Annotated in this window: 17 protein-coding genes and 2 tRNA genes; 11 read left to right on the top strand and 8 right to left on the bottom strand. The window is 45.6% G+C overall.

From position 1 onward, the window contains the following. Both KTG12_RS17635 and KTG12_RS17630 read left to right on the top strand, forming a co-directional pair. On the top strand, positions 1-3,197 hold a 3,197-nt coding region (locus tag KTG12_RS17635; RefSeq protein ID WP_216945493.1), incomplete at its 5' end, for a DUF1080 domain-containing protein. Between the two features lie 141 nt (positions 3,198-3,338). Beyond that, positions 3,339-5,735, top strand: coding sequence for a PAS domain-containing sensor histidine kinase (locus KTG12_RS17630; protein WP_227226269.1), 2,397 nt, complete (start codon positions 3,339-3,341; stop codon positions 5,733-5,735). 9 nt (positions 5,736-5,744) lie between these two features. Here KTG12_RS17630 and upp read toward each other — a convergent pair whose 3' ends face one another. Both upp and KTG12_RS17620 read right to left on the bottom strand, forming a co-directional pair. Next, a complete protein-coding gene (gene upp, locus KTG12_RS17625) occupies positions 5,745-6,398 on the bottom strand; it encodes a uracil phosphoribosyltransferase (RefSeq protein WP_005635155.1) in 654 nt (217 codons plus the stop codon). Positions 6,399-6,504: 106 nt separating this feature from the next. Further along, positions 6,505-6,795, bottom strand: a complete 291-nt coding sequence (locus KTG12_RS17620) for an HU family DNA-binding protein (protein WP_005635153.1) — start codon at positions 6,793-6,795, stop codon at positions 6,505-6,507. Positions 6,796-7,048: 253 nt separating this feature from the next. On the opposite strand from KTG12_RS17620, the gene murB reads away from it, so the two are divergent. Together murB and KTG12_RS17610 are read left to right on the top strand one after the other, a co-directional pair. Continuing rightward, positions 7,049-8,062 (top strand): UDP-N-acetylmuramate dehydrogenase, encoded by a 1,014-nt coding sequence (gene murB / locus KTG12_RS17615; RefSeq protein WP_122116561.1) that lies wholly within the window; start codon positions 7,049-7,051, stop codon positions 8,060-8,062. Then, a complete protein-coding gene (locus KTG12_RS17610) occupies positions 8,063-8,848 on the top strand; it encodes an MBL fold metallo-hydrolase (protein ID WP_022322215.1) in 786 nt (261 codons plus the stop codon). Between the two features lie 247 nt (positions 8,849-9,095). On the opposite strand, the gene KTG12_RS17605 is transcribed toward KTG12_RS17610, so the two are convergent. Next, on the bottom strand, positions 9,096-10,847 hold the full coding sequence (locus KTG12_RS17605; protein WP_122116562.1) for an SGNH/GDSL hydrolase family protein: 1,752 nt from the start codon (positions 10,845-10,847) through the stop codon (positions 9,096-9,098). Between the two features lie 120 nt (positions 10,848-10,967). On the opposite strand from KTG12_RS17605, the gene KTG12_RS17600 reads away from it, so the two are divergent. Then, a complete protein-coding gene (locus KTG12_RS17600) occupies positions 10,968-12,956 on the top strand; it encodes a glycoside hydrolase family 97 protein (protein ID WP_022322218.1) in 1,989 nt (662 codons plus the stop codon). Here KTG12_RS17600 and KTG12_RS17595 read toward each other — a convergent pair. The 3 genes from KTG12_RS17595 to KTG12_RS17585 all read right to left on the bottom strand — a co-directional run bounded on the left by KTG12_RS17595 (position 12,947) and on the right by KTG12_RS17585 (position 14,013). Beyond that, on the bottom strand, positions 12,947-13,753 hold the full coding sequence (locus KTG12_RS17595) for an MBL fold metallo-hydrolase (RefSeq protein WP_022322219.1): 807 nt from the start codon (positions 13,751-13,753) through the stop codon (positions 12,947-12,949). The two genes, KTG12_RS17600 and KTG12_RS17595, sit on opposite strands and share 10 nt — an antisense overlap. 80 nt (positions 13,754-13,833) lie before the next feature. Continuing rightward, positions 13,834-13,905 (bottom strand) — tRNA-Cys (locus tag KTG12_RS17590). A gap of 36 nt (positions 13,906-13,941) precedes the next feature. Beyond that, positions 13,942-14,013 (bottom strand) — tRNA-Cys (locus KTG12_RS17585). A 156-nt stretch (positions 14,014-14,169) separates the two neighbouring features. Here KTG12_RS17585 and rfbC point away from each other — a divergent pair. Both rfbC and rfbB read left to right on the top strand, forming a co-directional pair. Next, positions 14,170-14,727: a dTDP-4-dehydrorhamnose 3,5-epimerase gene (rfbC, locus tag KTG12_RS17580; RefSeq protein ID WP_036723469.1), complete on the top strand. Its 558-nt coding sequence runs from the start codon at positions 14,170-14,172 to the stop codon at positions 14,725-14,727. A gap of 22 nt (positions 14,728-14,749) precedes the next feature. Next, positions 14,750-15,889, top strand: coding sequence for a dTDP-glucose 4,6-dehydratase (gene rfbB / locus KTG12_RS17575; protein ID WP_022322220.1), 1,140 nt, complete (start codon positions 14,750-14,752; stop codon positions 15,887-15,889). Here rfbB and KTG12_RS17570 read toward each other — a convergent pair. Beyond that, positions 15,886-19,167 carry an AsmA-like C-terminal region-containing protein gene (locus tag KTG12_RS17570; RefSeq protein ID WP_155144275.1) on the bottom strand — a complete coding sequence of 1,094 codons (3,282 nt, stop codon included), beginning with the start codon at positions 19,165-19,167 and terminating at the stop codon, positions 15,886-15,888. The two genes, rfbB and KTG12_RS17570, sit on opposite strands and share 4 nt — an antisense overlap. Positions 19,168-19,430: 263 nt before the next feature. Further along, complete coding sequence (locus KTG12_RS17565) at positions 19,431-19,778, bottom strand: hypothetical protein (RefSeq protein WP_138272988.1); 348 nt, start codon at positions 19,776-19,778, stop codon at positions 19,431-19,433. 485 nt (positions 19,779-20,263) lie between these two features. Between KTG12_RS17565 and KTG12_RS17560 the strand changes: the two genes are divergently transcribed. From KTG12_RS17560 to glpK, 4 genes are all read left to right on the top strand, one after another. Then, positions 20,264-21,151 (top strand): LysR family transcriptional regulator, encoded by an 888-nt coding sequence (locus KTG12_RS17560; protein ID WP_046451803.1) that lies wholly within the window; start codon positions 20,264-20,266, stop codon positions 21,149-21,151. Between the two features lie 103 nt (positions 21,152-21,254). Then, positions 21,255-22,301 (top strand): YeiH family protein, encoded by a 1,047-nt coding sequence (locus tag KTG12_RS17555; RefSeq protein WP_046451802.1) that lies wholly within the window; start codon positions 21,255-21,257, stop codon positions 22,299-22,301. A gap of 81 nt (positions 22,302-22,382) precedes the next feature. Further along, complete coding sequence (locus KTG12_RS17550) at positions 22,383-24,728, top strand: transglycosylase domain-containing protein (protein WP_046451801.1); 2,346 nt, start codon at positions 22,383-22,385, stop codon at positions 24,726-24,728. 268 nt (positions 24,729-24,996) lie between these two features. Then, entirely contained in the window at positions 24,997-26,499 is a 1,503-nt protein-coding gene (gene glpK / locus KTG12_RS17545) for a glycerol kinase GlpK (protein ID WP_022321499.1), read from the top strand. Positions 26,500-26,511: the final 12 nt, after the last annotated feature.

Raw genomic sequence — 26,511 nt, 5'->3', positions numbered from 1 at the left:
GTCTTACGCATTATGTCATGGCGAAAGGGGAGGAGAATGCCCGGTTAGTGACTGCAAAGGCTTATCTGAAGGCTTTGGAAATGGTGAACGAGCGTGAAACAAAAGCGTTTATTATCCGCCAACTTCAGATGTTGGGGAAAGACGAATGTATAGATGTACTGGCTTCTTATCTGAACGATGAGTCGTTGAGCGGTCCTGCCGCTCGTGCGCTGGCTTCTAATGGCAGTCAAAAAGCAGGTCAGGCATTGGTTGCTGCTTTGAAGAGTCGTACCGGTTCTTCTAAAACACAAAAGGATGTGATCCGTGCGATTACCGATGCCCGGGTGGATGGGGCTGAACCTGTTTTGTTGGTATTGCAGGGAGCGTCTGATCCGAATATGCAGAAAGAGGTATTGTATGCCTTGAGTTGTGTCGGAAGTTCTAATTCATTGCCAGTGTTAGCAAAAGCGGCCGAGAATGCCGGTTACACGATGGAAGTGACTGGTGCCAACGAAGCTTATATCGCTTTGTTGAAGCGATTGGTCCAGAGTGATCGTGATGCGGTGATGAAAGCTGCAAAGAAATTGCAGAAAGCAGCGGCTAAAGCCGGACAGGAGCAGACACGGGAAGCTGCCTTGCAAATACTTTTAGCAGCCGAGGAACCGGCTAAAGTATCTAAGATGGTTATTGCTGCCATGAAAGATCCGAGCAAGAACTACCGGAATGCGGCTTTGAGCTATGCTTCCGGTTTTGCAGATAAAGAGTTGTATATAGAACTTATGAAAATGGTTCCTAAAGCCAAACCGGAACTGAAAATAGACATCTTGAACTGGATCGGACGCGAGGCCAAGAAACCTGTCAAACATGACATTATCCAGAATCTGGAAATTCGTTTCGATCTTCCTGCCAAGCAGATCCTGTTGGAGCAGCTCGGTGATGTTAACTTTGACGTGAAGCAGGCTGCAACCTGGACATTGGTGAAGATAGGCGATAAGTCCTATATTCCTTCGTTGGCCGAATTGCTGAAGAGCAATGACAAGCAAGTCGTCCTGTTGGGACAGGATGCTTTGGCTGCCTTCCCTGGAGATATCGACGGGGCAGTGGCAAAGGCCGTCTCTTCTGCTGCTAATGCGGGAAAAATAGCTGGACTTGAGTTGTTGGCCATGCGCAAAGCTACTGCCAATATCAATACCGTACTTGATCAGATACAGATAGGCTCTCCAGAAGTGAAAGCCGCGGCTTATGTGGCTTTGAAGGATGTAGTGGGAGAACGTGATATAACCAATATGTGCGGTATGCTGGAAACGGCTGACGCATTGGCTGTTCCTCCCATGCAGCGGGCTGTTATTTCAGCATTGTCCTCTCTTCCGGTTGCCGACCGGGTCGAAACGGTGACACGTCGTATGTTGCAGGCCGGCAATAAAGATTATTTGTATTATCTGGTGTTGGCTTCTACCGGACAACCGGATGCGCTGGCGACAGTCGTGAAAGGTTTCCGTTCTAATACGGGTGTCAAAAGGGATGCAGCCTTCGAAGCCCTGTTGAACTGGAAGGGTATTGAAGTGGCGGACGAATTATATACGATCTGTAAGGAAAGCCCGTCGTCCAACTATTTTGATCCGGCTCTCACTACTTATGTGAAACTGGTTTCCAATCCGGCATTTACAGGTGAAAACCGTTTGTTAAGCTTGCGTAAGGCAATGGAAATTGCCAAAACGGATGCACAGAAGATCGCGATTTTACAACAGATTGAAAAAACCGGAACATTCTTGGGTATGCTGTATGCCGGTGAATTTCTGGATCAGAAACCTGTACAGCAGGCTGCCGCCAATGCAGTCATGAATATTGCTTTGGGTAATAAGGAGTATATGGGGGCAAATGTCCGTGCTTTGTTGAATAAGGTAATGGAGGTGCTTGACAATCCGGATGCCGGCTATCAAAAAGAAGCGATCAAGAAACATCTGGCCGAGATGCCGCAAGGCGAAGGATTCGTTTCTTTGTTTAACGGTAAGGATTTGACCGGCTGGAAAGGTTTGGTACAGAATCCGATTGCCCGTGCGAAGATGAAACCGGGACAGTTGGCCAAAGAGCAGGCGAAAGCCGATGAGGTCATGCGTAAAGGCTGGAGCGTGGAAGACGGTATGCTGATATTCAATGGCAAGGGTGACAATCTGTGCACGGAAAAACAATACGGTGATTTTGAAATGTATGTGGACTGGATGCTTGATCCGGCCGGTCCTGAAGCGGATGCCGGTATTTACTTGCGTGGTACGCCTCAGGTGCAGATATGGGATACTTCGCGTGTAAACGTAGGAGCGCAAGTCGGTTCCGGTGGATTATACAACAACCAGATGAACGAGAGCAAGCCGACGAAAGTGGCCGATAATAAGCTGGGTGAATGGAACAGCTTTTACATCAAGATGGTCGGTGACCGTGTGACAGTCGTACTGAACGGAGAGAAAGTGGTGGATGATGTGATTCTGGAAAACTATTGGGATCGCAAGCTCCCGATCTTCCCGGTCGAACAGATTGAATTGCAGGCTCATGGCAGCAAGGTTTATTACCGGAATATTTATGTAAAAGAACTCGAACGCAAGGAACCGTTCAAACTTTCAGCCGAAGAAGAGAAGGAAGGTTTTAAGGTTCTGTTTGACGGTACGAATATGCATGAATGGACAGGTAACACGGTTGATTATACCCTGGAAGACGGTTGCATTTCCATGATACCGAGCAAGAGCTATGGTGGAAACCTGTATACGAAAGACGAGTATGGCAACTTCGTGTACCGTTTCGAATTCCAGTTGACGCCGGGTGCTAATAACGGTGTCGGTATCCGTACCCCGATGGAAGGGGATGCCGCTTATGTTGGTATGGAAATCCAGATTCTGGATTGCGAACATCCGATTTATAAGGATATTACTCCTTTGCAGCATCACGGTTCCGTTTATGGAATTATCCCGGCTAAGGCGGAACATCATAGTGCGTTTAAACCTGCGGGTGAATGGAATTATGAAGAAATTGTAGCTAATGGGGATAACATCAAGGTAACGGTCAACGGGGTGGTAATCATGGAAGGCAATATCCGTGAAGCGACAAAGAACGGTACTGCCGATCATAAGGAACATCCGGGCCTGTTCAATAAGAAAGGACATATCGGTTTCTTAGGTCATGGCTCTCCTGTCAAGTTCCGTAATATTCGCATTAAAGAGTTGAAATAACGTTTTTTTATCTATAGTTAAATAGCAGCATAAGCAGAAATTAGCTTATGTTGCTATTTTTTATGATTAATGTATGTGGAAAATCCTTGAATATTAAGGGAAATAAAATTTGTTGGTTCGGTTTATTATAACGACTTTTGTATGAAGGATAATAAAGAAGTCGTATTCATGGATGTAGACCAGTATCAATTAATATTAGACAATGCTCAGGTTGGCTGGTGGAAAGCTGATTTTGAAGAAAGATGTTATATCTGTTCTGACTATTTGATTAGTCTCTTGGAGTTGGATGGTCCGAAAATATCCATAGTAGATTTCTTTTTGTTGATCCGTGGAGACTATCGGGATCGTATCGCTAACGAATTTGCTTTCTTTAAAGGTATTGGTATATACGAACAGATCTTCCCTATAAAGACTTGCTATGGTTATAGGTTCGTCCGTACAAAAATTTATAAACGTGAAAAGGCTTCCGATGGCAAGTTGACCGTATTGGGTATTTTACAGTTGATTCCTTTTAGTGAAATGGAGGAGAATAGACCTGTCGTGAATGGACAGGTTGATAGTGTTCTCAGGCATTTGGGGAGTTTGTCCCATGCCTTACATTCTTTTATCCAGACAAATGATTTGCATAAATCGATCCATTTGGCTCTTACGGAGGTTCTATTTTCGATCGATACGAAGGGGCGTGTATACATTATGGAATATGAGGATGAGAAGCAGATTGGCTGCACATATGAGGTGTGTAGTGAGGGAGTTGAGCCTGTCCGTCCGTTTTTGCAAAACATTCCGGTTGCTACGTTACCTTGGTCTACACATAAAATACGGAATTTATATCCTATCCTAATTAATAATCTGGATGAATTACCTCCTGAAGCGGTTGAGGAGAAGCGCTACCTGAAAGCGCGTCGAACCTGTTCTCTGATTTTAATTCCATTAATAATCAAAGGTGAGTCTTGGGGGTATATGGGAATCGATATAGTAGATAAGTATCGTATGTGGAGCTTGGAGGACTATCAATGGTTGTCGTCTATTTCCAATATCATTAGTATAATAACGAAGATGGCCCGTACCAATGAAGCTTTGGACCATAGTGAAAAGTTACTTCGGAATATTTATACCAACATACCGGTCGGAATAGAGTTGTATGATAAGAAGGGCTATCTGGTGGATTTGAATAATATGGATGTCGAGATATTCGGCCTTCCTTCCAAAGAGTCTGTTTTGGGGCTTAATATCTTTGAAAATCCTATGATTAATGATGAAATACGAGAAAAACTGATTAGTCGGGAGCCAGTCTCTTTTCACATGGATTATTCATTTAACACAATTGAGGACAAAGGGTTCTATCCGACAATGAAGAATGGTACGATCGATATTTTCACAAAAGTCTGCATGTTGTATGACATATATGGAGATCTGATTAATTATATGTTTATTAATCTTGATAATACAGATAAGGCGGTCGCATATAACCGTATCGAGGAGTTTGAACATTTCTTCAGTCTGGTCAGCCGTTTTGCAAAAGTTGGATATGCCAAATTTGATTTGTTGACTCGTGAAGGGTATGCTATCGACCAATGGTATCAGAATTTAGGAGAAAAAGAAGGTGTGCCGCTATTGGAAGTCATAGGTGTTTATAGCCAGATCCATCCTGAAGACCGGAAGGTTATGTTTAATTTCTTTGAACAGGTAAAAAAAGGACAGTGTGATAGTATTCGGCGGGAATTAAGGGTGAAGTATGGAGAAGGTTGGCATTGGACTCGTGTGAATGTAATGCGGAACACCCAGTCGACTAATCCGGACAGACTTGAAATGATCTGTGTGAATTATGATATAACCGAACTGAAGGAAACGCAGAAGCAGCGTGAGAAAGCCGAAGAACTCGACCGTTTGAAATCTGCATTCCTTGCCAATATGAGCCATGAGATCCGGACTCCGCTGAATGCCATTGTCGGTTTTTCCACGTTGTTGGTCGATACGGACGATCCGGAGGAAAAGAAGCAGTTTGTCGAGATTATCCAAAAAAACAATGAACTGTTGTTACAGTTGATCTCCGATGTGCTGGATCTGGCGAAGATAGAATCTGGTATAATCGAATTGAAACTTGTCGAGGTCGACTTGCGGGAGCTATGTAAAGAACTGGTCGTTTCGATTCGTATCAAAGTACCGGCTGAAGTCGCGCTCTGTGTGGTTCCGGACTTGCCTTCCTATATCATGCGTTGTGATAAGGTGAGGCTGACACAGATCATATCCAACTTTATTAATAATGCCATCAAACACACCAGCAAAGGAACGATCCTGCTTGGTTACGAGATACGCTGGGATGAGATTGAGTTTTCTGTGACGGATACCGGTGACGGTATGTCGCCGGAAGTGCAGCGACATGTATTCGACCGTTTCTATAAAGGAAACAGTTTCAAGCAGGGGACAGGTTTGGGGCTCTCGATCTGTAAGAGCATAATAGAACAGGTTGGCGGTAAAATCGGGGTAGAGTCCGAGATAGGGAAGGGGTCCCGTTTCTGGTTTACTTTACCCCGTTAGATTCATATCTTATTCTTTTTCACCATAGGACAAATCGCCGGCGTCTCCCAGTCCCGGAACGATATAAGAATGATCATCTAGTTCGTCATCGACAGCCGCGACCCATATAGTCGTGATGTCGTCCGGCATTTTACGCTGGAGATATTCGATTGCCTGCTTGCTGGCAATGATGGAAGCGACATGGATATGCGCCGGGTGGCCTTTGGTGCGCAATGCTTCGTAGGCCAGTTCCATAGAACTGCCGGTTGCCAGCATCGGATCCGTTATAATCAATGTCTTGTCTGTTAATCGGGGAGATGCGATGTATTCGATATGAATATCGAAGTTCAGACGGTCCTTGTATTTCCTGTAAGCGGAAACAAATGCATTTTCCGCATTATCCAGGTAACTGAGGAAACCCTGATGGTAGGGGAGGCCGGCACGCAGGATCGTACTGATGACGACTGAATCGTCGGGAGTGTTCATTGGTGCTATCCCGAGAGGAGATTGAATACCTTTTTTGCTGTAGGTGAAATCCTTACTGATCTCGTAAGCCATGATTTCACCGATCCGCTCGATGTTACGACGGAAGCGCATACTGTCTTTTTGTATATTGACGTCGCGCAGTTCTGCGACAAACCGGTTTAACACCGAGTTTGATTCTCCAAGATTAACTATTTTCATGATTGAATTGTCATTTTTCCGGCGCCGAAATTACTCATAATTTGGACAGGTCGCAAAAAAGAAGGCAACCTTTTTCAGATTGCCTCCCTTTGTCAGGTAAAAAGTCTTACTTCTTTTCTTCGGGTTTGTTAATTGCATCCAGCAAATATTTACCCGGTTTGAATTTTACAGTCGTTCTGGCTGGAATCATAACCGGTGTTCCTGTTTTGGGGTTACGAGCTAAACGCTCTGTCTGAGGACGTGGTATCAATGTTCCGAAACCGATCAATACGATCTCCTCGTTGTGGGACATAGCTTCTGTTACGATGTCTACATAAGCCTCCAATAGTTTCTTCGCTTTTTGTTTCTGTAATCCCGATCTCTGGGCCAAGGCCTCAATCAATTCTGCTTTGTTCATGAATGTTTTTATTTAATTAATGATATTCAAGGCAAATGTACGCTTTTCATTGATATGTTGTATCTCCTTTTGCATATAAAGAAATCAGCGTTCATTTCTTATTTAACAACACGTATATGCATTTGTTACGATTTGCGAAACAAAAAATGTTAAATAACCTTTGGTCGCTATATTTGAAAGGCTTTTTTATATACCTGCTGATTGATTTGATATTTATCGTTACTTTTGTCCTGCAAAATAAAACATACGCGAAATGAGAATAGAAGAGAATTACTCGCTGGAGAAACATAATACTTTTCACCTTCCGGTGAAGGCCCGTTGGTTTATGGAATATACGAATGAAGAAGAACTGGGGCGGATCTTCCGGGACGAATATTTTCAGGAATGTTTGTCGTTGCATATCGGAAGTGGCAGTAATCTGTTGTTTATAAATGATTTTAACGGGGTTATCTTGCATTCGCAGATAAAAGGTATCTCTGTTGCGAAAGAGACAGACGATTTGGTATTGCTTCGCATTGGAGCTGCCGAGAAGTGGGACGATGTAGTCGCTTATGCCGTCTCCAAAGGTTGGGGAGGGATAGAAAATCTGTCCGGCATTCCGGGCGAAGTCGGAGCAGCCGCTGTCCAGAATATCGGGGCATACGGTACGGAAATCAAGGATGTGGTCGAGACGGTGGAGACATATAACCAGCTTTCGTTCGAGAAACGTATGTTTACAAATGAAGAATGTCTTTATAGTTATCGGGATAGTTTCTTCAAGAATGAGCATAACGACCCGCACATTGTTACTTATGTAAATATACGTTTGAGCAAAAAGCCTCGGTTTTCTGTCAATTACGGCAATTTGAAAGAGGAACTGGCTAAATATCCAAAGATAACGTTGCAAGCTGTGCGGGATGCCGTGATCTCGATCCGTCATCAAAAATTGCCTGATCCCGATGAGTTGGGAAATGCCGGAAGTTTCTTTATGAACCCGGTTATTCCGGTTGTCCATTACGAAAAGTTGAAGAGGCAATATCCGGACATGCCGTCCTATCCGGCAGGAGAGGGGAAGGTGAAGGTCCCGGCAGGCTGGTTGATCGAGCAGTGCGGTTTTAAAGGCAAGTCGCATGGTGCGGTCGGCGTATATGAAAAGCAGGCATTGGTATTGGTCAATTTGGGTGAAGCCAAAGGACACGAGATCGCACTGGTTGCCGAAAGTATTCGTACGGCTGTTCATGACCGGTTCGGTATCGAGATTATGCCTGAGGTAAAATATGTAGGATAAATGGAAATAACGTTTTTAGGGACGGGGACTTCTACCGGAGTTCCCGAAATAGGTTGTCAGTGTGAGGTGTGTACCAGTTCGGATAAACGGGATTGGCGTCTGCGTACGTCCGTACTGGTGGAGACGGATGGTAAACGGATTTTGTTGGATTGTGGCCCGGATTTCCGTTGGCAGGTGATCCGCAACAAGACGTATCGTTTGGATGCGGTCCTGATTTCGCATGAACATTACGATCATGTCGGCGGATTGGACGACCTACGCCCTTTTTGCCGTGAAAAGGGAGTGGATGTATATGCGGAAGATAATGTGGCGGAAGCTATCGAGACACGTATCCCTTATGTGTTCCGTGCCCATAAATATCCCGGAGTTCCGAACCTGGAACTTCACCGGATCGGAAACGAGCCTTTTGTGGTTGCCGGAATCCCGGTTACGCCGGTCCGGGTGATGCACGGGAAACTGCCGATCTTCGGCTATCGTATCGGTAATATGGCTTACTTGACAGATGTAAAATATCTTCCGGAAGAAGAGTATGCCAAACTGGAAGGCCTGGATGTGCTGATTCTGACAGCTCTCCGCCGGGGAGCCCACCCTACGCATGAATCGCTGGAAGAAGCCCTTGCTAATATCGAAAGGATAAAACCGAAGGAAACCTATCTGATCCACATGAGTCATCGCATTGGTCTGCATGCGGAGGTAGAGAAGGAGTTGCCGCCTCATGTCCATCTGGCCTACGACGGATTACACGTTTCTACCGCCTTGTCTCATAGTCTTTTATTTCGTAAGTAATATGATCGTTCTTGTCCCACAGTTGTAAAACGCTTGTTTCTCAATAGTCTAACAAGCGTTTTACAAATGTCGAACAAGTGTCTGACATTTGGCGGAAGAAAAAGAAGCAGTTTGTTTTGTGTTAAGACTTGGGTTGTTTGGTCTTAAAAGTTGCTGGCAGAAAAATGAATTATGTCATTTCCTTCATCCGTAATACCCTGAATGCGAAATATTCCGGTATACAGATAAAGGAATGAAGGATTATTTTTCAATAACTTTTGTTGGAGGATGCGATCTCTCCGGCAATCAATTCATATCCTTTGTCGTTTGGATGGAGACCGTCACCGATAAACAGGCTTTCGTTTATTTTGCCGTCTTGCAGCAATAGGGCTGTTCCCGGATTGGCAAATTCGTAACCTTCCGTTTCCACCATCTCTTTAATATCGAAGTTGATGTTCCTTACCCATTGTTCCTGATTGCGGCGGGGAAGGATGCCGATCACTTTGACGGAGGCTTCCGGTTGCCGTTGACGGATGGCGGAAAGGAGGAAGCGGAGACCTTCGACGATCTCTTTGTCGTTGTTCAGGCCGCAATTGTTCGTGCCGATCATCAAGACGACTTTTCCGGCCTTATAGCCATCCAGTTCGCCATGGTATATACGCCAAAGCACGTTTTCGATACGGTCCCATCCGCAGCCCAAGTTCTGGAAACCGGCAGGACGCATGACTTTTTCCCAGGTCTCCCGTCCATTTTTGTTACGGTGTTCCGGTTCGCCACCCCAATAGTGGGTGATCGAATTGCCTAAGATTACAGCTTTAGGCGGATGGTTGCGTACCTGCTCCAGGAAAGCGCGGTGACGGGAGAGCCATTCGTACATATGCGGTTCCCGGCGTTGGGTGACGGGGATGGTTGTTGTCAGGGAGCCAAGGGGAATATGCAGGATTTCCCGTACCTTTCTTTCTACGACAACCGCCTGTTGCTTCATTCCGAAGTCGGACGGGTGCACATAGTCAACCCAACCATCGGACGGTATGTTCAGGTCTTCGCGGGACAAATAATATACATCTTTAATTCCTTCGGACTGAATCTGCTCGTATGCTTTACGGGAAGCACGGTTAACCTGGGTGACTTCGTTGTATTTTATTGAATCCATATACATATTGCTATAGCCTCCGTGTTCGATCAGCAAGATGGGAGCCGAATGTTTTTCCCGAAGTTGCTTGACGGCGGCGATGGCCAAAGCCGTAATATCTTCTTCCTTCTGATTGGGCAAGTTCGGCATGCAATCCAGTATGTACAGCCGGGCATCTGTTTCGCCGATGAATTGCAGCACTTCTTTCGCCAGTTTGCCATTGCCGGAAAAGCCGAGGTTTATGAGCGGGTAATCCAGCGAACGTTGGAGGATCGTTCCCCATGCCATTGCCGGGCGGGAGGCGCAGGCCCCTTGTGCGATCGAAGTTCCGTACAGGATAATCGGCTTTTCGAGAGAAACCGGGATGAATTCCAGTTTCGCATCTTCGGGTATACCGATCTCCAGCCATTTCACTCCGTTGTATAAAGGCAGATAAAGCCGGTATTCGAAACCTTGTTTGTGGTAGCGGTCTTTGCCTATATTATTATATGTATAGGTGATCGTGTCCTTGAAAGAATAGTTGCCGAAACAAAAATGCCATTCCCCGTCGCTGTTAATGCTGTAAAGGTCGACTCCCGACACTCCGGTCGAAGGCATATGAGGCATATTCAGGCTACCGGTAACGGTGTAGCGCACTTTGATCTGCGGGGCATTACTGTAGAAATGAATGGCGAGTCCTGCCGAATGCCGCGACAGGTTCCATACCGGTTCGCTCACCACGCCTTTTGCACGTTCGGGCAGGCGTGTGTAAGAATTTCCGATCTCTTTTGTGAATCCTTGATTTTGGATAACCGGAAAACCGGCTTCCATCGGGTTGTGCCATTTCCATTGGGCGGCAGCCGGAAGGAAAAGCAGGCAACAAAACAATAAACAAATAAGCTTTTTCATGGGTATTATCTCCTTAATAACCGTATTATGATACAATATCTACAAAGATAAGACAATTTTGCAAAAGCATTTCCTGATTAATCCTGTATATTTGTCGCCAGTTAATTAAATTTGAAAACCATGAAATTAAAAGCTCTTATTGTGTTCTTCTTGATGGGGAGCATGTCACTGACGGCACAGAAAAGCTATCAGTTGCAATCGCCGGACAAAAAACTGCAAGCAGTCGTTACGGTAGGTGACGATATTCGTTTCTCATTTACACACGACGGGACTGAAGTTCTTGCCGCATCTCCCATCTCCATGACGTTGCAAAACGGAGTTGTCTTAGGGGCCGGCCCCAAAGTCTCGAAAGTGCTGAAAGCCGCAGTCGATAAAGTGATCCCTTCTCCTTTCTATAAAAAGACGGAAGTACAGGATATCTATAATGAAATGACACTCTCGTTCCGGGGTAACTACGGCCTTGTTTTCCGTATGTATAATGACGGTCTGGCCTATCGTTTCACGACGAAGATGAAGAATGATATCGTCGTCGTGGATGAAGAAGCCGATTATACTTTCTCTTCCGACCATATGGCTTTTGCGCCTTACGTGAACAGTAAAAAGGCTACATTTGAGGAACAGTTCATGAATTCTTTCGAGCAGCCGTATGTACATGAACCGATCACGAAGCTGAACAGCAAGCGCCTGATGATCCTTCCGCTCCTGGTGGAACTGGACGGTGGCAAGAAACTCTGTATCACCGAGGCTGACCTGGAAGATTATCCCGGAATGTTCCTGAATAACTCGACCGACAAGCCGGTGTTGAAGCCGATATTCGCCTCTTATCCGAAAGTGAAAAAGCAAGGCGGTCACAATAATTTGCAGATGTTAGTGGAAGAACGCGAAGATTACATAGCCAAGACAAGCGGCACGCGTGCTTTCCCGTGGCGTGTGTTTATCGTCTCTGAGAATGACAAGCAGCTGGCCGATTGCGATATGGTGTATCGTCTGGCTTCTCCCTGCCGTTTGCAGGATGTTTCCTGGGTGAAACCGGGTAAGGTGGCATGGGATTGGTGGAATGACTGGAACATTTACGATGTGGATTTCCGTGCCGGTATCAACACTGAAACCTATAAATATTATATCGACTTCGCTGCCGAACATGGCATCGAATATGTGATTCTCGATGAAGGCTGGTCTGTCAATATGGCTGCGGACCTGATGCAGGTTATTCCAGAAATCGATATTCCGGAACTGGTGAATTATGGCAAATCCAAGAATGTCGGAATCATCCTCTGGGCGGGCTACCATGCATTCGACCGGGATATGGAAAAGGTGGTGAAGCATTATTCCAATATGGGTGTGAAAGGATTCAAGGTAGACTTTATGGATCGCGACGACCAGGAGATCGTCGACTTCCTCTACAGAGGAGCCGAAACTTGTGCGAAATATAAGATGATGGTCGATTATCATGGTATCTGTAAACCGACAGGTTTGCAACGTACTTATCCGAACGTGATCAACTATGAAGGCGTTCATGGTTTGGAAAATATGAAATGGGTAGCCAGTACCTACGATATGCCGCTTTACGACGTGACGATTCCTTTTGTCCGTATGGTTGCCGGTCCGATGGATTATACACAGGGCGCCATGCGCAATGCGATCCGTAAAAATTATGCTCCGATCTATACCGAACCGATGAGTCAGGGAACGCGTTGCCATCAGTTGGCTACTTATGTGATTTTCGAATCTCCGCTGAACATGTTGTGTGATAATCCTTCCAACTATAACCGGGAACCCGAATGTACGGAATTTATCGCCAATATCCCGACCGTATGGGAAAAGACGGTTGCTCTGGATGGTAAAGTGGGTGAATTTGTTGCTATTGCCCGCCTTCACGGTAATGATTGGTATGTGGGCGCTTTGACGAATTGGGATGCCCGTGAGGTGGAACTTGACCTGTCTTTCTTGGGTGATGGTAATTATAAACTGGAATTGTTCAAAGATGGCATCAATGCCGATCGTGCCGCCTGTGATTATAAAAAGGAAGTCATACCAGTTCCTGCCGATCGCAAGGTAAAGGTGAAGATGGCTCCTGGCGGTGGTTGGGCTGCCAAGATTTATAAATAAAACGTATTTCCCGTGTAGTTGTAAAACACACGGTTTCCGAATGTCTGCCGGGATAACGCGTATTTGTCTATACCCGTACAATGACAAATCCCGATCTGTTCCGGCAGATTGTTTTTCAGGTAGTCCGCTATGATACTGAATTTCTCGTCCTGGGCATTGTGGATATGAAAACCTCCGGCCAGGAGTTTGAATGTATATCCTGGAAAACAGTTGCCGATAGTCCGGAGAATATTGGTGATTCCCCGGTGGGAACAGGCACTCAATACGGAATATGTGTTTTCTGCTATCAATGCGACCGCCAGTTCGTCATTGAAAATATCGGGAACAACTCCTTCGGGCGTTTGGGTGAAGAATCGTTCGAAGTGAGTATCTTCAGGATTTATAACCGGAAGGTCCGGGAATAGGAACAATCCGGGAATAAGTTCCGTCTGCCCGGTGATAAAACGGAATCGGGATAAATCCAACAGGTTGGAGTCAATGACTCCGTTCTCCCGTTTATCTTTAAACTTTCGATAAAGGGCTTCCTGTTTACAGATAACCGAAGCTTTTTTATTGACGGAAAGGAAATGCCGCAATCCTCCTGTATGATCGCTATGTCCATGTGACAGGATAAGGAAATTCACTTCCGCAATCTCGATATCCGAAAGTGTCGCATTGTGGATAAACAGATCCGATTGTCCCGTATCGAATAATATTTTATACCCGTTGTTTTCAATAAGCAATGAAAGCCCGTGTTCCGCTTGTAAGTTCCGCCCGTAGACGGCATTCTCCACGAGCGTCGTGATTTTGTAATGCATAATCTTATTCTTTTAATACCCGATTACGGGACAAAAATAAAAAATCCCCTTAACAAAAACTTGCTAAGAGGGTTTTTTTGAGGTTCCTGGCGGATTCGAACCGCCGTACATGGTTTTGCAGACCACTGACTAAGCCACTCATCCAAGGAACCGAAATAAAGTCGTGAAAAATAATTTTCAATTATAAGAGGTTCCTGGCGGATTCGAACCGCCGTACACGGTTTTGCAGACCGCTGACTAAGCCACTCATCCAAGGAACCAATATGTTTTTGTAAACATTCCGGTTTTGCGAGTGCAAAGAAAGATAATATATTTGGAATATGCAAATCTTTTTCTCTCTTTTTGTTTTCGGGGAGGTTTGGAGAAGTAAGGAAAAAGAGGTTACTTTGTCATCTATTAGCATAAACAATAAGATAATGACATATATTGAAACTGAAATCCCCGGTGTGTGGATCATTGAACCGAAAGTGTTTAAAGATGCACGCGGTTACTTTATGGAGGCTTGGAAGAAGGCGGAGTTTGAAGAACATATCGGCAAAGTGGAATTTGTGCAGGATAACGAGTCTTGTTCATCAAAAGGCGTGTTGAGAGGATTGCATTACCAGTTGGCTCCTTACTCGCAGTCCAAGTTGGTACGCGTGATAAAAGGATGTGTTTTGGATGTGGCCGTCGATTTGCGTAAAGGTTCTCCGACATTCGGGAAATATGTAGCAGTCGAGTTGTCCGATGAGAATAAACGTCAATTTTTTATCCCACAGGGATTCGCCCACGGTTTTCATGTCATGAGCGAGGAAGCGGTTTTTACTTATAAAGTCGATAACCCTTATGCACCTACACATGAGCGCGGATTGCGTTTTGACGATCCGACGGTCGGGGTGGACTGGAAGATCACGGAACCGGCTATCCTCAATTTGTCGGATAAAGATAGGAATGCTGCTTTACTGCAAGACGCTGAGATAAATTTTGAGTTTTGAATTATGAATTAAAAATATAGATATGAAAACTTACTTGATTACCGGAGCGGCTGGTTTTATAGGCGCTAATTTCATTAAATACATGTTGGCGAAGTATCCCGAAATAAAGATTGTGGTTTTGGATCTGCTGACCTACGCCGGTAATCTCGGAACGATTGCCGAAGACATCGACGGGGAGCGTTGCGAGTTTGTGAAAGGTAATATCTGCGATCGTGCGTTGACGGACGAGCTCTTTGCCAAATACCAGTTCGATTATGTCGTTAATTTTGCGGCGGAAAGCCATGTGGACCGCAGTATCGAGAATCCGCAGCTTTTTCTGGTCACGAATATATTAGGTACTCAAAATCTGCTCGATTCTGCTCGTAAAGCGTGGGTGACGGGCAAAGCGGCTACCGGTTATCCTGAATGGCGTGAGGGTGTCCGTTTCCACCAAGTGTCTACCGATGAGGTGTATGGTAGCCTGGGGGCCGAAGGCTATTTCCATGAAACGACTCCATTGGACCCACGTAGTCCGTACAGTGTATCCAAGACGAGTGCCGACCTGTTTGTACAAGCTTACTCCGAAACTTATAAGATGCCGGTCAGCATCACCCGTTGTTCCAACAATTATGGTCCGTACCATTTCCCGGAAAAGCTGATACCTCTGATTATTAAAAACATTCTCGAAGGTAAATCGCTTCCTGTTTATGGTGACGGGACAAATGTACGCGACTGGCTGTACGTGGAAGACCACTGCAAGGCTATCGACTTGGTGATCCATAAGGGACGGGCAGGGGAGGTCTATAACGTAGGAGGCCATAACGAGAAGCAGAATATCGAGATCGTGAAGTTGACAATCAGTACCATTCGCCGATTGATGACGGAACAACCCGAATACCGCCGGATTCTGAAGAAAAAAGAGATCGGTGCGGACGGGCAGATTTCCATCGACTGGATCAACGACAGCCTGATTACTTTTGTAAAAGACCGTTTGGGCCATGACCAGCGTTATGCTATTGATCCGACAAAGATTACAAACGAATTGGGCTGGACACCTGAAACTTCTTTCGAAACCGGAATTGTCAAGACGATCCGTTGGTATCTGGACAACCAGAAGTGGGTGGAAGACATCACGGGAGGAGATTATATGAAATATTACGAGCGGATGTATGGGAACCGTTAAGGTTCCCATACATCCGCAGCCTTTACCAAAGCTAAGTCTTTTCCTAATTCCGGCGCAGCTTCCTCGATCTGTTTGCGTACTGCGTCGCGGATATCTTTCCGGATATTCTTGCGTGTGCTGTCCAATTCCGCTTGCTTGGCCGGCTTGAATATATCCTTGTATTTACATTTCGTGATCTTATATTTGAAATTATCCAGGTTGCCGGTGATGTCGATTCCTAATTTGAAAGGAACGGGCGATTTGAGTACCGATAGATGGTAATTGAATGTCATGTCCAAATTATGCGTTCCGCCGACAGCCACTTTGTAACGGTCCATTTCCACCAAGAATGGGAAGACTTCGATCTTATTGTCTTTGATGGCAAGGTCTACTGAAATACTGTCTATCATATTCCGTTTCTTGTTTTTGAACATCAGTGTCTTGGATATTTCGGTAAATGTTTCTCCATCGAGCAGTACCATATTGTTCCCGTGTAGATAGCAAGACGAGTTAATGGACGGCATAATGAGAGACATGGTCGAATCCATCTTGCAAGTAGCCGTGACCTGACAATCCAAAACACCTTCGAACGAACGGAGCATCGGGACTAATGTGTCGATGGAAGGGAAGAGGGCGATCAACTTCTCCACCTTCACATCTTCCATATCGAGGTCTAAACCGGCGGTTGCCTCCTGTCCGTTCTTAGCCCGGTAGACCATTGTCAGGTTCCCATTCCCCATATTGGATTGTATATTGAGCTTGCTCAAGTTGATACTCTGATCGCGCAGGACAATCTCGCCGACCACGTTCTCTAATTCCAGATCCTTGAAATCGATACGTTTTGCATTCGTATGGAGAGCCATGTCGAGAAAGGCTGGAAGAACAAATAATTGGCTGGTCGTGTCGGTTTCTGTTTGTGCGATACTATCTTGCAGCGATTCGGTATTGAGTTGTGCGATATTTTCATCACTGAGCATTAGCAGGTCCGTGTTTTCCCCATATTGCATACCGTTGTTGGCTGCCTGCATCAACTGATTGCAATCGATATAATCCGAATTTAGATTGAAATTTCCTTTCAACTTTCCTCCGCGGAGCATCGCTTTCCGGATCTGGCTGATCTCGCCGTTAAGGGTGAAATTGCTTTTGCCGAGATGCAGGCGGGCATCTGTCAGTGTGATGTCGTTTGTGTTGAACCTCATCGTCGTCGGCTCCATCCATATCGGGAGTGGGAACATGCGGCTGAAACCGCGCATTTGTTTGAAAGAGATGCTGCCCCGTGCTTCCCATTTGCGCAGGAATTGACCTTCTGTTTTGCTACTGTCGCCGACGGCAGTTTTCCCGGCCATCTTCTTTCTCTTTTCTGTCAGATGTACACGTTGTTCGTCGGTCAGTGTGCGGCGTTGCCGGTTTGCCATCTGTAGGCGTTGTGCATCACGATAGGGAAGGGCCTCGATCGTAAACGAGCTTCCCGTTAGGGAGAGTCCTGTCCGTAAAGGCATACTGATGTATTTCAGCGTGTCGATCGAAATGACAGCGGCTGCAGTCGGGGTTAGTTTGTCGGAAGTGGACGGTTTGATACCACCTTTCAGTTCGGAACGTCCGGCCACGATCCAGACGGAATCGGCCGTTCGGGTTCTCAGATGGTTGAAGGCCAATTGCCCGGTCATCGGTATGACGGCTGTTGTATCAATAACAGGCGATGTTTGAGCAAGCATTTCCAATTTACTTATGTTCGTGCTGATTTCATCTTTATATTTGATATTCAGGCTATCTATTCCCATCGTCATCCGCATCAGGTTTTGTGATTCGATGTAAAGACTTTTCTGGTGTGTCGTGTCGATTGTCAGATAGGCATCGGAAATGAAAATATCCATGCCGAGTGACTGGCTGAACGCTTTTAGCTTGTCAATATTGAGTTTTCCTGAACTGTGTATCTTCCCGAACCGGCTTTCGACAAGGTCATTCACGGTAAAAGTGGTCGATAGGTCTGCATCCATTACACCTTCCACTAACAGCGTGTCCGGATTAAGGAATTCCTGTCCCAACCGGGTGAAGTCCACTTTACCTTTCATTCCGGCCCGGACGGCCGGATTTTTGAACAGGTTGGTTACTTTGGCCTGCATATCCAATGAAGTGTTGAGCCCTTTCATCGTGAGTTGTTCGAGCGAGACGAAAGAAGAATCCGGAAAAGGTCCGTTCAGATGGATATCTAGGTCCATTTCCAGTGTGTCGATACCTTGTTTGATGTCCTTTATATGATAGGAGCCGTTTTCTATTTTGCAACACAGGTTCGCATTTGGTACGATACTGTCCCCTAAGAAACCGTGAATGCTTCCTTCCATAAGGATTGAACCTTCCGCTTGTATCTTATCGCGATTCTGGAAATAGGCATCGGGAATGAATTTCAGCAGATCGTTCATATCCGAGATTTTCAATCCCATATCCATATCGATACGGGTGTGTCGGTTTTCCGGAAAGTGGCGTATAGTGCCATCGGCGGTGAAAGGCAGATTGTTCACCTTCAATTCCGCATCTTTCAAGGTAATCGAGTTGTAGTGTTCGGCGAGCACTAACCTGCTTTTGAGACGAAGTGACAAGTCGTTTTTCAATGTATAAGTTGGGTTACTGAATAAAAGGGATGAACAGCCCATTTCCAAATCGAGTGTATTGGCTCCTCCAGCCAATGAACCGTCAAGGCGTACGAAGAAGCCCTGCATTTCGGTAAAAAGGTCAGCTTGGCGGTCGTCATACGTGAAATGTCCTCCGTAGATGCGTACCTTTTGCAGGTCGATAGGCGGCAGGGGCTTTTTGCCTGCATCGGTCTCTGTCGAATCCGTCTCACTTTCGTAAATATCCCAGTTCGCACGTCCGTTTTTATTGACGAATCCATAGAAACGCGGGTTCTCGATGGAAAAGTCTTTGATGGTGATCTTACTACCAAAAAGGTAATCGAGTGGTTGCAAAGACAGGGTTGCCCGGTTGAAAGCAAGCAGCGAATCGGAAGGAATTGCCAGTTCTTCTTCATGGGCGGTCGAATCTTCGGCTGCGTGCGAGATCAGGTGGCCGTTCGTCAGCTTCACGCCTAAATAAGGATAGGTTTCGAAATAGGTCAGTTCCACCCGTTCGCAATCCAAATGTGCATCGATGAACTTATTTGCCTGCTCGATAACCAGTGGCGTCAGTTTCTCTGGCGGCAATACTCCCCAGTTCAGAATGCTGAACCCGATAGCCGGGAGTATGAATATCAGGGTTATAGTCGCCAGAACGATGATCGTCAGTATTTTCTTTTTCCTTTTCATATTTATCTTATGTATGCTTCTGTCAAGAATTATAATATACAAAAGTATGAAAAAGCCGGAGATGACGAAGGTGATCTGTTGCCTTTTTTGAATAATCCGTTTAGTACTCATTCCGTTTTGCCATTTGAAGATTGGGTCGTGGTTTAAAAAAAGATAGACAAAGTAAGATTAGGATCGCATGGCGAGCCCCCTTATTGTCAAAAACGATCTGAAATTGCAAAATCTGAGTTAAAATAAACGGTTTGCAGAGGTCTGTTTTCTGTTTAAAAGGTGGTTAGGAAAAGACTGTTCCCGTGAGGTGCGCAGTTTTTTCCCGCGAAGACGGTCTTCGTTGCCATGACGACCGTCTTTGTATAAGGGGAAGTCGGCATCCTGGGGCGATGAAGTCCGTTTTTACGGCGATGAAGACGGTCGTCACGGAAACGGGGTGCCGGAATCCTTGAAAATACCCTCGGATTTCTTTCCATATTCCTTGACTCTCCCTTTTGTTTCCCCGGATATCCGATTCTCCGGGAGTTTAGCTTTGTCGGAATGTCGGGAATTTCGGTAAAAAGATTGACAAACAGCCGGCTTTTTTTATTTTCCAAGTGGACGGTTTTCATATATGCCACGAAAAGTGCTGTTTTGGTGTGTAAAGGTCAATCTGAAAGCGTTCAGCTTTTCGATTGAAATAGAAAAACAGGGGATATTGTAAAATTTATCCTTGTGAAATAATAATTGACTTTATTTGAGTTCGTGCCTAAACAATGCAGATGTGCATTTTGGACAAATATCGTTTTGCTATATGTATTACGGTAAAGCTGTATATTTGTTGTGTTAAAAAATATTACCCGCAATACTATTCTAAAAACATGGGATAGAAATCCGATTTTGATGGGGTAGTAGTGATATTTTGATTATCTTTGCAATTGTCATGAAACATTTGCCTGATTGAGTAGTATGGAGCCCTAAACTAATAAAAAATATAAATGAACATGTCGTAGATGACCTTAATAGCAGATTGTCTTCTAAATCAGAGTTTCTCCGAAGTTAAGTATGGCAAGATTGACAGTTATGACACGTTAATGAGTTTGGTAAAGTAAAAAGTAATATATTTATGGATTTTCGTCTGAAAGTATTTCACAGCGTAGCCACGAATTTGAGCTTTACGAAGGCTTCAAAAGAGTTGTTTATCAGTCAGCCAGCCATCAGCAAGCATATTCATGAATTGGAGGTGCAATATAAAACACCGTTGTTCGATCGGGTGGGAAGCCATATCGGACTGACCCATGCGGGTGAATTGTTGTTGTCGCATACGAAACAGCTGTTGGCTGCATACCGGCAGATGGATTTCGAGATGAACCTGTTGACGGATAATTTTGCCGGGGAACTGCGGTTGGGGGCAAGTACGACGATTTCCCAATATGTGCTGCCGCCTGTCCTTGCCTCTTTTATCAAGAAGTTCCCGGAGATAAAAGTCTCTTTGCTGAACGGGAATAGCCGCGATATCGAACAGGTCTTGCGGGAGGGAAAGATCACCCTCGGCCTGGTCGAAGGAACGGCGCACCAGAGCACGCTTCACTATACCCCTTTTATGAGAGACGAACTGGTCGTCGTGGCGCATACGGGCAGTTCATTGGCGGCCTATGACGAGATTTCGCTCAAACAGCTCCGTACGCTGCCTCTTGTCCTGCGCGAAAACGGTTCGGGAACGCTGGATGTGGTGGAAGCTGCCCTGGCGGAACATCAGGTGAAACTTTCGCAACTGAATGTGGTGTTGCAGATGGGGAGTACGGAAAGTATTAAGTTGTTTTTGGAGAACTCCGAGGTGTTGGGAATTGTTTCTATCCGTGCCGTGACCCGCGAATTGATGTCCGGCAGGCTGAAGGTGATCGAAGTGGAGGGGTTCCGCGCCGAACGGATGTTTGCCTTTGCCGAGCCGCAGGGACAGAACGGGGGAGTGGAAGAGAGCTTCATCCGATATGCCTGCCAAAACTGGCGATAACCTGATGTTATACTCTATAAAAATATATTAGGAAAGGATAGAGGAAAAAAGCCTTACTTTTGCCACGTTTTTAAAAAATAATGGATTTTAAACTTGATTGAATATGTTTAGCGAAAAAAGGAGTAACGTACTTCATGGCATTCTGTTGATCGCCCTTTTCTCTTGTTCTGCTTTTTACATAGCAGAGTTTCCCTTTGTCAAAAATCTATCCTTTAGTCCTCTGATCGTCGGTATTCTGTTGGGAATGGTATATGCGAACAGTTTGCGCAATCATCTGCCTGAGACATGGGTGCCCGGTATTTTGTTTTGTACGAAGCAGGTACTGCGTGCCGGTATTGTGTTGTATGGTTTCAGGCTGACATTTCAGAGCGTGGTCGAGATCGGGCTTCCGGCCATCCTGATCGATGCGATTATAGTGGCGGTTACCATATTCATAGGTTTATTTGTCGGGCGTTTGCTGAAAATGGATAAAGATCTCGCTTTGCTGACATCCACCGGTAGCGCGATCTGTGGGGCTGCTGCCGTATTGGGAGCCGAGCCGGTCGTGAAAAGCGAGCCGCATAAAACAGCGGTGGCCGTTTCGACAGTCGTTATTTTCGGCACTTTGTCGATGTTTATCTATCCGGCCATGTACCGTGCAGGCATATTGGACCTGACATCTGAACAAATGGGGCTTTATACCGGATCGACCTTGCACGAGGTGGCGCATGTCGTAGGTGCAAGTAATGTTATGGGAAAGGAAATTTCGGATACGGCTATTATTGTGAAAATGATTCGCGTTATGATGCTGGCTCCCGTCTTGGTGATGATGAGTTTTGCTTTGGCGCGTACCGCCGTGAAAGCCGTATCTGATAGCGTAAAGGAAACAGCAGCCGTTACAGCAAAACGGGGTAAGATCACAATCCCGTGGTTTGCTTTCGGTTTCCTGGCTGCGATTGGTTTTAATTCTTTTGATCTGTTGCCTCATGCAGTTGTGGACGGGATCAATAATATAGATACATTTATGTTGACGATGGCCATGACGGCATTGGGTACGGAAACTAGTATCGAGAAGTTTAAGAAAGCCGGAGCGAAACCTTTCATCTTGGCGGCAGTATTGTATATCTGGTTGTTAGGTGGTGGCTATTTGTTGGCGAAGTATTTGGTTTAACATAAATTGCTTGATGCTGTGGTGAGGGAGTGTCTTAATAAATTATTACCTTTGTGCCCAAAACAAGAAAAATAGAGAAAAGTGGTTTCAAAGGTAACAAAAGGTATTATAATTTCGTTCTGGCTGCTGTTTGCGATAGCGGTAGGTGCTGTAGTTTTATTGTTTTCAGCAATAGCCAAAGGCTCGATAGGCTATATGCCACCGGTCGAACAGCTTGAAAACCCGATTGATAAATATGCTTCACAGGTCGTGTCTGCTGATGGGAAAACACTCGGTATCTATGCGCATAGCCAGGATAACCGTATCATGGTCAATTATAACGATCTATCTCCCGATTTGGTGAAGGCGTTGATCGCAACGGAAGATGTCCGTTTTGCCGAACATAGCGGTATCGATGCGCAGGGACTGTTTCGTGCAGTTGTTAAGAGAGGCATTTTGATGCAGAAAAGTGGTGGTGGTGGTAGTACCATTACGCAACAATTGGCAAAGCAATTGTTTTCTCCAAGTGTTGACAATGTGATGGAACGTTTGTTCCAGAAACCGATCGAGTGGGTGATTGCCGTCCAGCTTGAACGTTATTATACGAAGGAAGAGATCATTAATATGTACCTGAATAAGTTTGACTTTCTTTATAATGCCGTGGGAATCCAGTCTGCTGCCCGTGTTTATTTCGGAAAGACGCCCAAGACGTTGAAGATCGAGGAAGCGGCGACACTTGTCGGAATGTGTAAGAATCCCTCTTATTTTAATCCCAGGCGCCATAACGAGCGGACACGCGGACGACGTAATACGGTTTTGGAACAAATGCAGAAAGCCGGCTATATAACGCAGGCGGAATGTGACTCGCTGAAGGCTTTGCCGCTCACACTTCATTTTAGCCGTATGGATCATAAGGAAGGGTTGGCTCCTTATTTCCGCGAATATCTGCGCTTATTTTTGACGGCGAAGAAACCTGAGCGTAAAAACTATCGGGGATGGCAGATGCAGCAGTTCAAGGAAGACTCGGTTGCCTGGGAAACGAATCCTGCATACGGTTGGTGTAACAAGAACAAAAAGGCTGATGGAGAATTCTATAATTTGTATACGGATGGTTTAAAAATATATACGACCATTGATTCCCGTATGCAGAAATATGCTGAGGATGCCGTCCGTGAGCATATCGGAGGTTATCTTCAACCTGCATTTTTTAAAGAGAAGAGAGGAAAAAGTTATGCTCCGTTCTCCCGTGATTTACGTCAAGGCGAGGTTGATACGATCTTTATGCATGCTATGCACCAGACAGATCGGTACCGTGCCATGAAGAAGGCGGGAGCGAGTGAGAAAGAGATAAAGGCTGCCTTTAACGAACCGGTCGAGATGCGTGTGTTCAGTTGGGGAGGTGCTATAGACACGACGATGTCTCCGTTGGATTCGATCCGCTATCATAAGAGTTTCCTGCGTACCGGCTTCATGTCGATGGATCCGCGCACCGGTCATGTGAAAGCCTATGTGGGTGGTATCGATTATAATGATTTCCAGTATGATATGGTGAATGGAGGCCGTCGTCAGATCGGTTCCACTATTAAACCTTACCTCTATTCCCTTGCAATGATTGAAGGTATCAGTCCGTGTGACGAGATGTTGCACGTGCAACAACGCCTGACCGATGAGAACGGACGGCTTTGGGAACCCCGTAACTCGAATAAGAAACGGATCGGTGAGATGGTTTCTGTACAGTGGGGATTGCAGAATTCCGACAACTGGGTGACGGCTTGGTTGATGAGCCAATTGTCTCCCTATACGTTTGTTCGTCTGCTGCATTCGTTCGGATTAAAGAACGAAATGGATCCAGTAGTTTCGATTTGTTTGGGGACTCCAGATGTCTCGGTTGGTGAGATGGTAAGCGGTTATACGACTTTTGCCAACAAAGGCATACGAGTCGAACCTTTGTATGTGACCCGAATAGAGGATCCTTACGGCAATACGATTGCGAATTTCAATTCGCAGATGAGTGAAGTATTGACGGAAGATGCTTCTTATAAGATGCTCCACATGTTGAAAAATGTGATAGACGGTGGTACTGGTGGTCGTATTCGTGCCCGTTATGGCATCAAAGCGCCGATGGGAGGAAAGACCGGTACGACGCAGAATAACTCCGACGGTTGGTTTATGGGTTTTACGCCGAGCTTGGTATCCGGTGTCTGGGTCGGCGGTGAAGATCGTTCTATCCATTTCGACCGGATGTCGGAAGGACAGGGAGCTAGTATGGCTCTGCCAATCTATGGACTTTACATGCAGAAAGTTTATGCCGACAAAACGTTGGGCTATTCGCAGGAAGAGGATTTCGACATTCCCGAACAGTATCAGAATCCTTGTAAAATGGCCACCGAAGAGGAACGAAAACAGGCACCGGCAGATGTGGGTGGCATTGATAAGATGTTTGAATAAGAAACAGGCTTGCTTTTAAGTGCAATAAAAAATGCGTGGTTATGGAATTTTCATTTTATGGCCATGCATTTTTTTATTATATCCGTGTGTTTCTTTTTCATGACGGTGGAACCATAATCGGAATTTATTTGTTAGATTTGTATGTGTTAACTTTTCATGATATGGGATATGGAACGGGGAAAAGATAAAACATGGTAGACCGTCCGGTTGAAAGACTTTAACCGGGTAGTATCCCATTATATTAAAATAATCTAATGAGACGAAAGATATGAATTTCAGAAATAAATATGTGCTGGCTATCGACCAGGGCACGACCTCTTCGAGAGCCATCCTTTTCAGCCATCAGGGCAATATCATCACACTAGCGCAGAAAACATTCCAGCAGTATTTCCCTAAGCCTGGCTGGGTGGAACATGACCCGAACGAGATTTGGTACACACAATCGTCTGCCATCAAGGAGGCTATGGCTAAAGCGGATGTGACGGATATGCATATTGCCTGTATCGGTATTGCCAACCAGCGTGAAACGACGATAATATGGGACCGGGAGACCGGCTTCCCTGTCTATAACGCCATTGTTTGGCAGGACAGACGTACGGCAGACTATTGCGAAGAATTGAAAACAAAGGGGTATGCCTCTCTGATCCAGCAGAAGACCGGATTGGTGATCGATGCTTATTTTTCTGCTACGAAGATACGTTGGATTCTTGATCATGTGAAGGGTGTCCGGGAACGTGCCGAGCGTGGGGAGCTTTGTTTCGGTACGGTCGATTCCTGGTTGGTTTGGAAACTGACCCGCGGAAACGAATTTATTACGGATATTACGAATGCCTCCCGTACGATGTTGTTCAATATTCATACGCAGGAATGGGATAAGGAACTGCTTGACCTTTTCCAAATTCCGGCATCCATGATGCCGGAAGTGAAAAGTAGTAGCGAAGTGTATTGCGAGACTTCCACCCCGATATTTAAGACCGGTATCCCGGTTTCGGGAATGGCCGGTGATCAGCAAGCCGCCCTGTTCGGACAATTGTGTACGGATATCGGTATGATTAAAACGACTTACGGAACAGGATGCTTTATGATTCTGAATACTGGAAGCAAGCCTGTTTTATCTAAAAATAATTTGTTGACGACTATTGCCTGGAAACTGGATGGGAAAGTGACGTATGCGTTGGAAGGAAGTGTTTTTGTCGGTGGTGCGGTCGTTCAATGGTTGCGTGACGAGTTAGGATTGATACAGAGTGCCGCTATCACGGAGCAGCTGGCCAATTCCGTGCCGGATAACGGAGGTGTCTATTTTGTTCCGGCGCTGACCGGGTTGGGAGCTCCTTACTGGGACCAGTATGCCCGTGGAGTCATCATCGGAATCACGCGCGGAACAAGTACAGCCCATCTGACCCGTGCCGCCTTGGAAGGTATTTGCTATCAGGTCTACGATGTCTTGATGGCTATGGAAAACGATATACATGCCAAGCCGAAAGAGATCCGTGTGGATGGTGGAGCGATTGCTAATAACTTCCTGATGCAATTCCAGGCGGATATCTGTCGTTGTCCGGTGGTTCGTCCTCGTGTCCTTGAAACAACGGCTTTGGGTGCCGCCTATCTGGCAGGGTTGGCGATCGGTTACTGGAAAGATGTGGATGAACTGAAAGAACAGTGGTCCTTGGATAATATCTTTAGTGCTGAAATGCATGAAGAAACGGCCGAGACTTTGCTTACCGAATGGCATAAAGCGGTCGGTAGGAGCTTGAATTGGGCTGCGGATTAGTTGTATGAATAA

Source organism: Parabacteroides sp. MSK.9.14 (genome assembly GCF_019041495.1).
Taxonomy (GTDB): Bacteria; Bacteroidota; Bacteroidia; order Bacteroidales; family Tannerellaceae; genus Parabacteroides; species Parabacteroides merdae.
The sequence above is the reverse complement of the archived record's forward strand: the minus strand, read 5'-3'. Positions and strand labels throughout refer to the sequence as shown.

Excerpts from the sequence above, each read along its gene's own strand:
- KTG12_RS17630 (WP_227226269.1), top strand. The coding sequence starts at position 3,339 with ATGAAGGATAATAAAGAAGTCGTATTCATGGATGTAGACCAGTATCAA.
- upp (WP_005635155.1), bottom strand. The coding sequence starts at position 6,398 with ATGAAAATAGTTAATCTTGGAGAATCAAACTCGGTGTTAAACCGGTTT.
- KTG12_RS17620 (WP_005635153.1), bottom strand. The coding sequence starts at position 6,795 with ATGAACAAAGCAGAATTGATTGAGGCCTTGGCCCAGAGATCGGGATTA.
- murB (WP_122116561.1), top strand. The coding sequence starts at position 7,049 with ATGAGAATAGAAGAGAATTACTCGCTGGAGAAACATAATACTTTTCAC.
- KTG12_RS17610 (WP_022322215.1), top strand. The coding sequence starts at position 8,063 with ATGGAAATAACGTTTTTAGGGACGGGGACTTCTACCGGAGTTCCCGAA.
- KTG12_RS17605 (WP_122116562.1), bottom strand. The coding sequence starts at position 10,847 with ATGAAAAAGCTTATTTGTTTATTGTTTTGTTGCCTGCTTTTCCTTCCG.
- KTG12_RS17600 (WP_022322218.1), top strand. The coding sequence starts at position 10,968 with ATGAAATTAAAAGCTCTTATTGTGTTCTTCTTGATGGGGAGCATGTCA.
- KTG12_RS17595 (WP_022322219.1), bottom strand. The coding sequence starts at position 13,753 with ATGCATTACAAAATCACGACGCTCGTGGAGAATGCCGTCTACGGGCGG.
- rfbC (WP_036723469.1), top strand. The coding sequence starts at position 14,170 with ATGACATATATTGAAACTGAAATCCCCGGTGTGTGGATCATTGAACCG.
- rfbB (WP_022322220.1), top strand. The coding sequence starts at position 14,750 with ATGAAAACTTACTTGATTACCGGAGCGGCTGGTTTTATAGGCGCTAAT.
- KTG12_RS17570 (WP_155144275.1), bottom strand. The coding sequence starts at position 19,167 with ATGAAAAGGAAAAAGAAAATACTGACGATCATCGTTCTGGCGACTATA.
- KTG12_RS17560 (WP_046451803.1), top strand. The coding sequence starts at position 20,264 with ATGGATTTTCGTCTGAAAGTATTTCACAGCGTAGCCACGAATTTGAGC.
- KTG12_RS17555 (WP_046451802.1), top strand. The coding sequence starts at position 21,255 with ATGTTTAGCGAAAAAAGGAGTAACGTACTTCATGGCATTCTGTTGATC.
- glpK (WP_022321499.1), top strand. The coding sequence starts at position 24,997 with ATGAATTTCAGAAATAAATATGTGCTGGCTATCGACCAGGGCACGACC.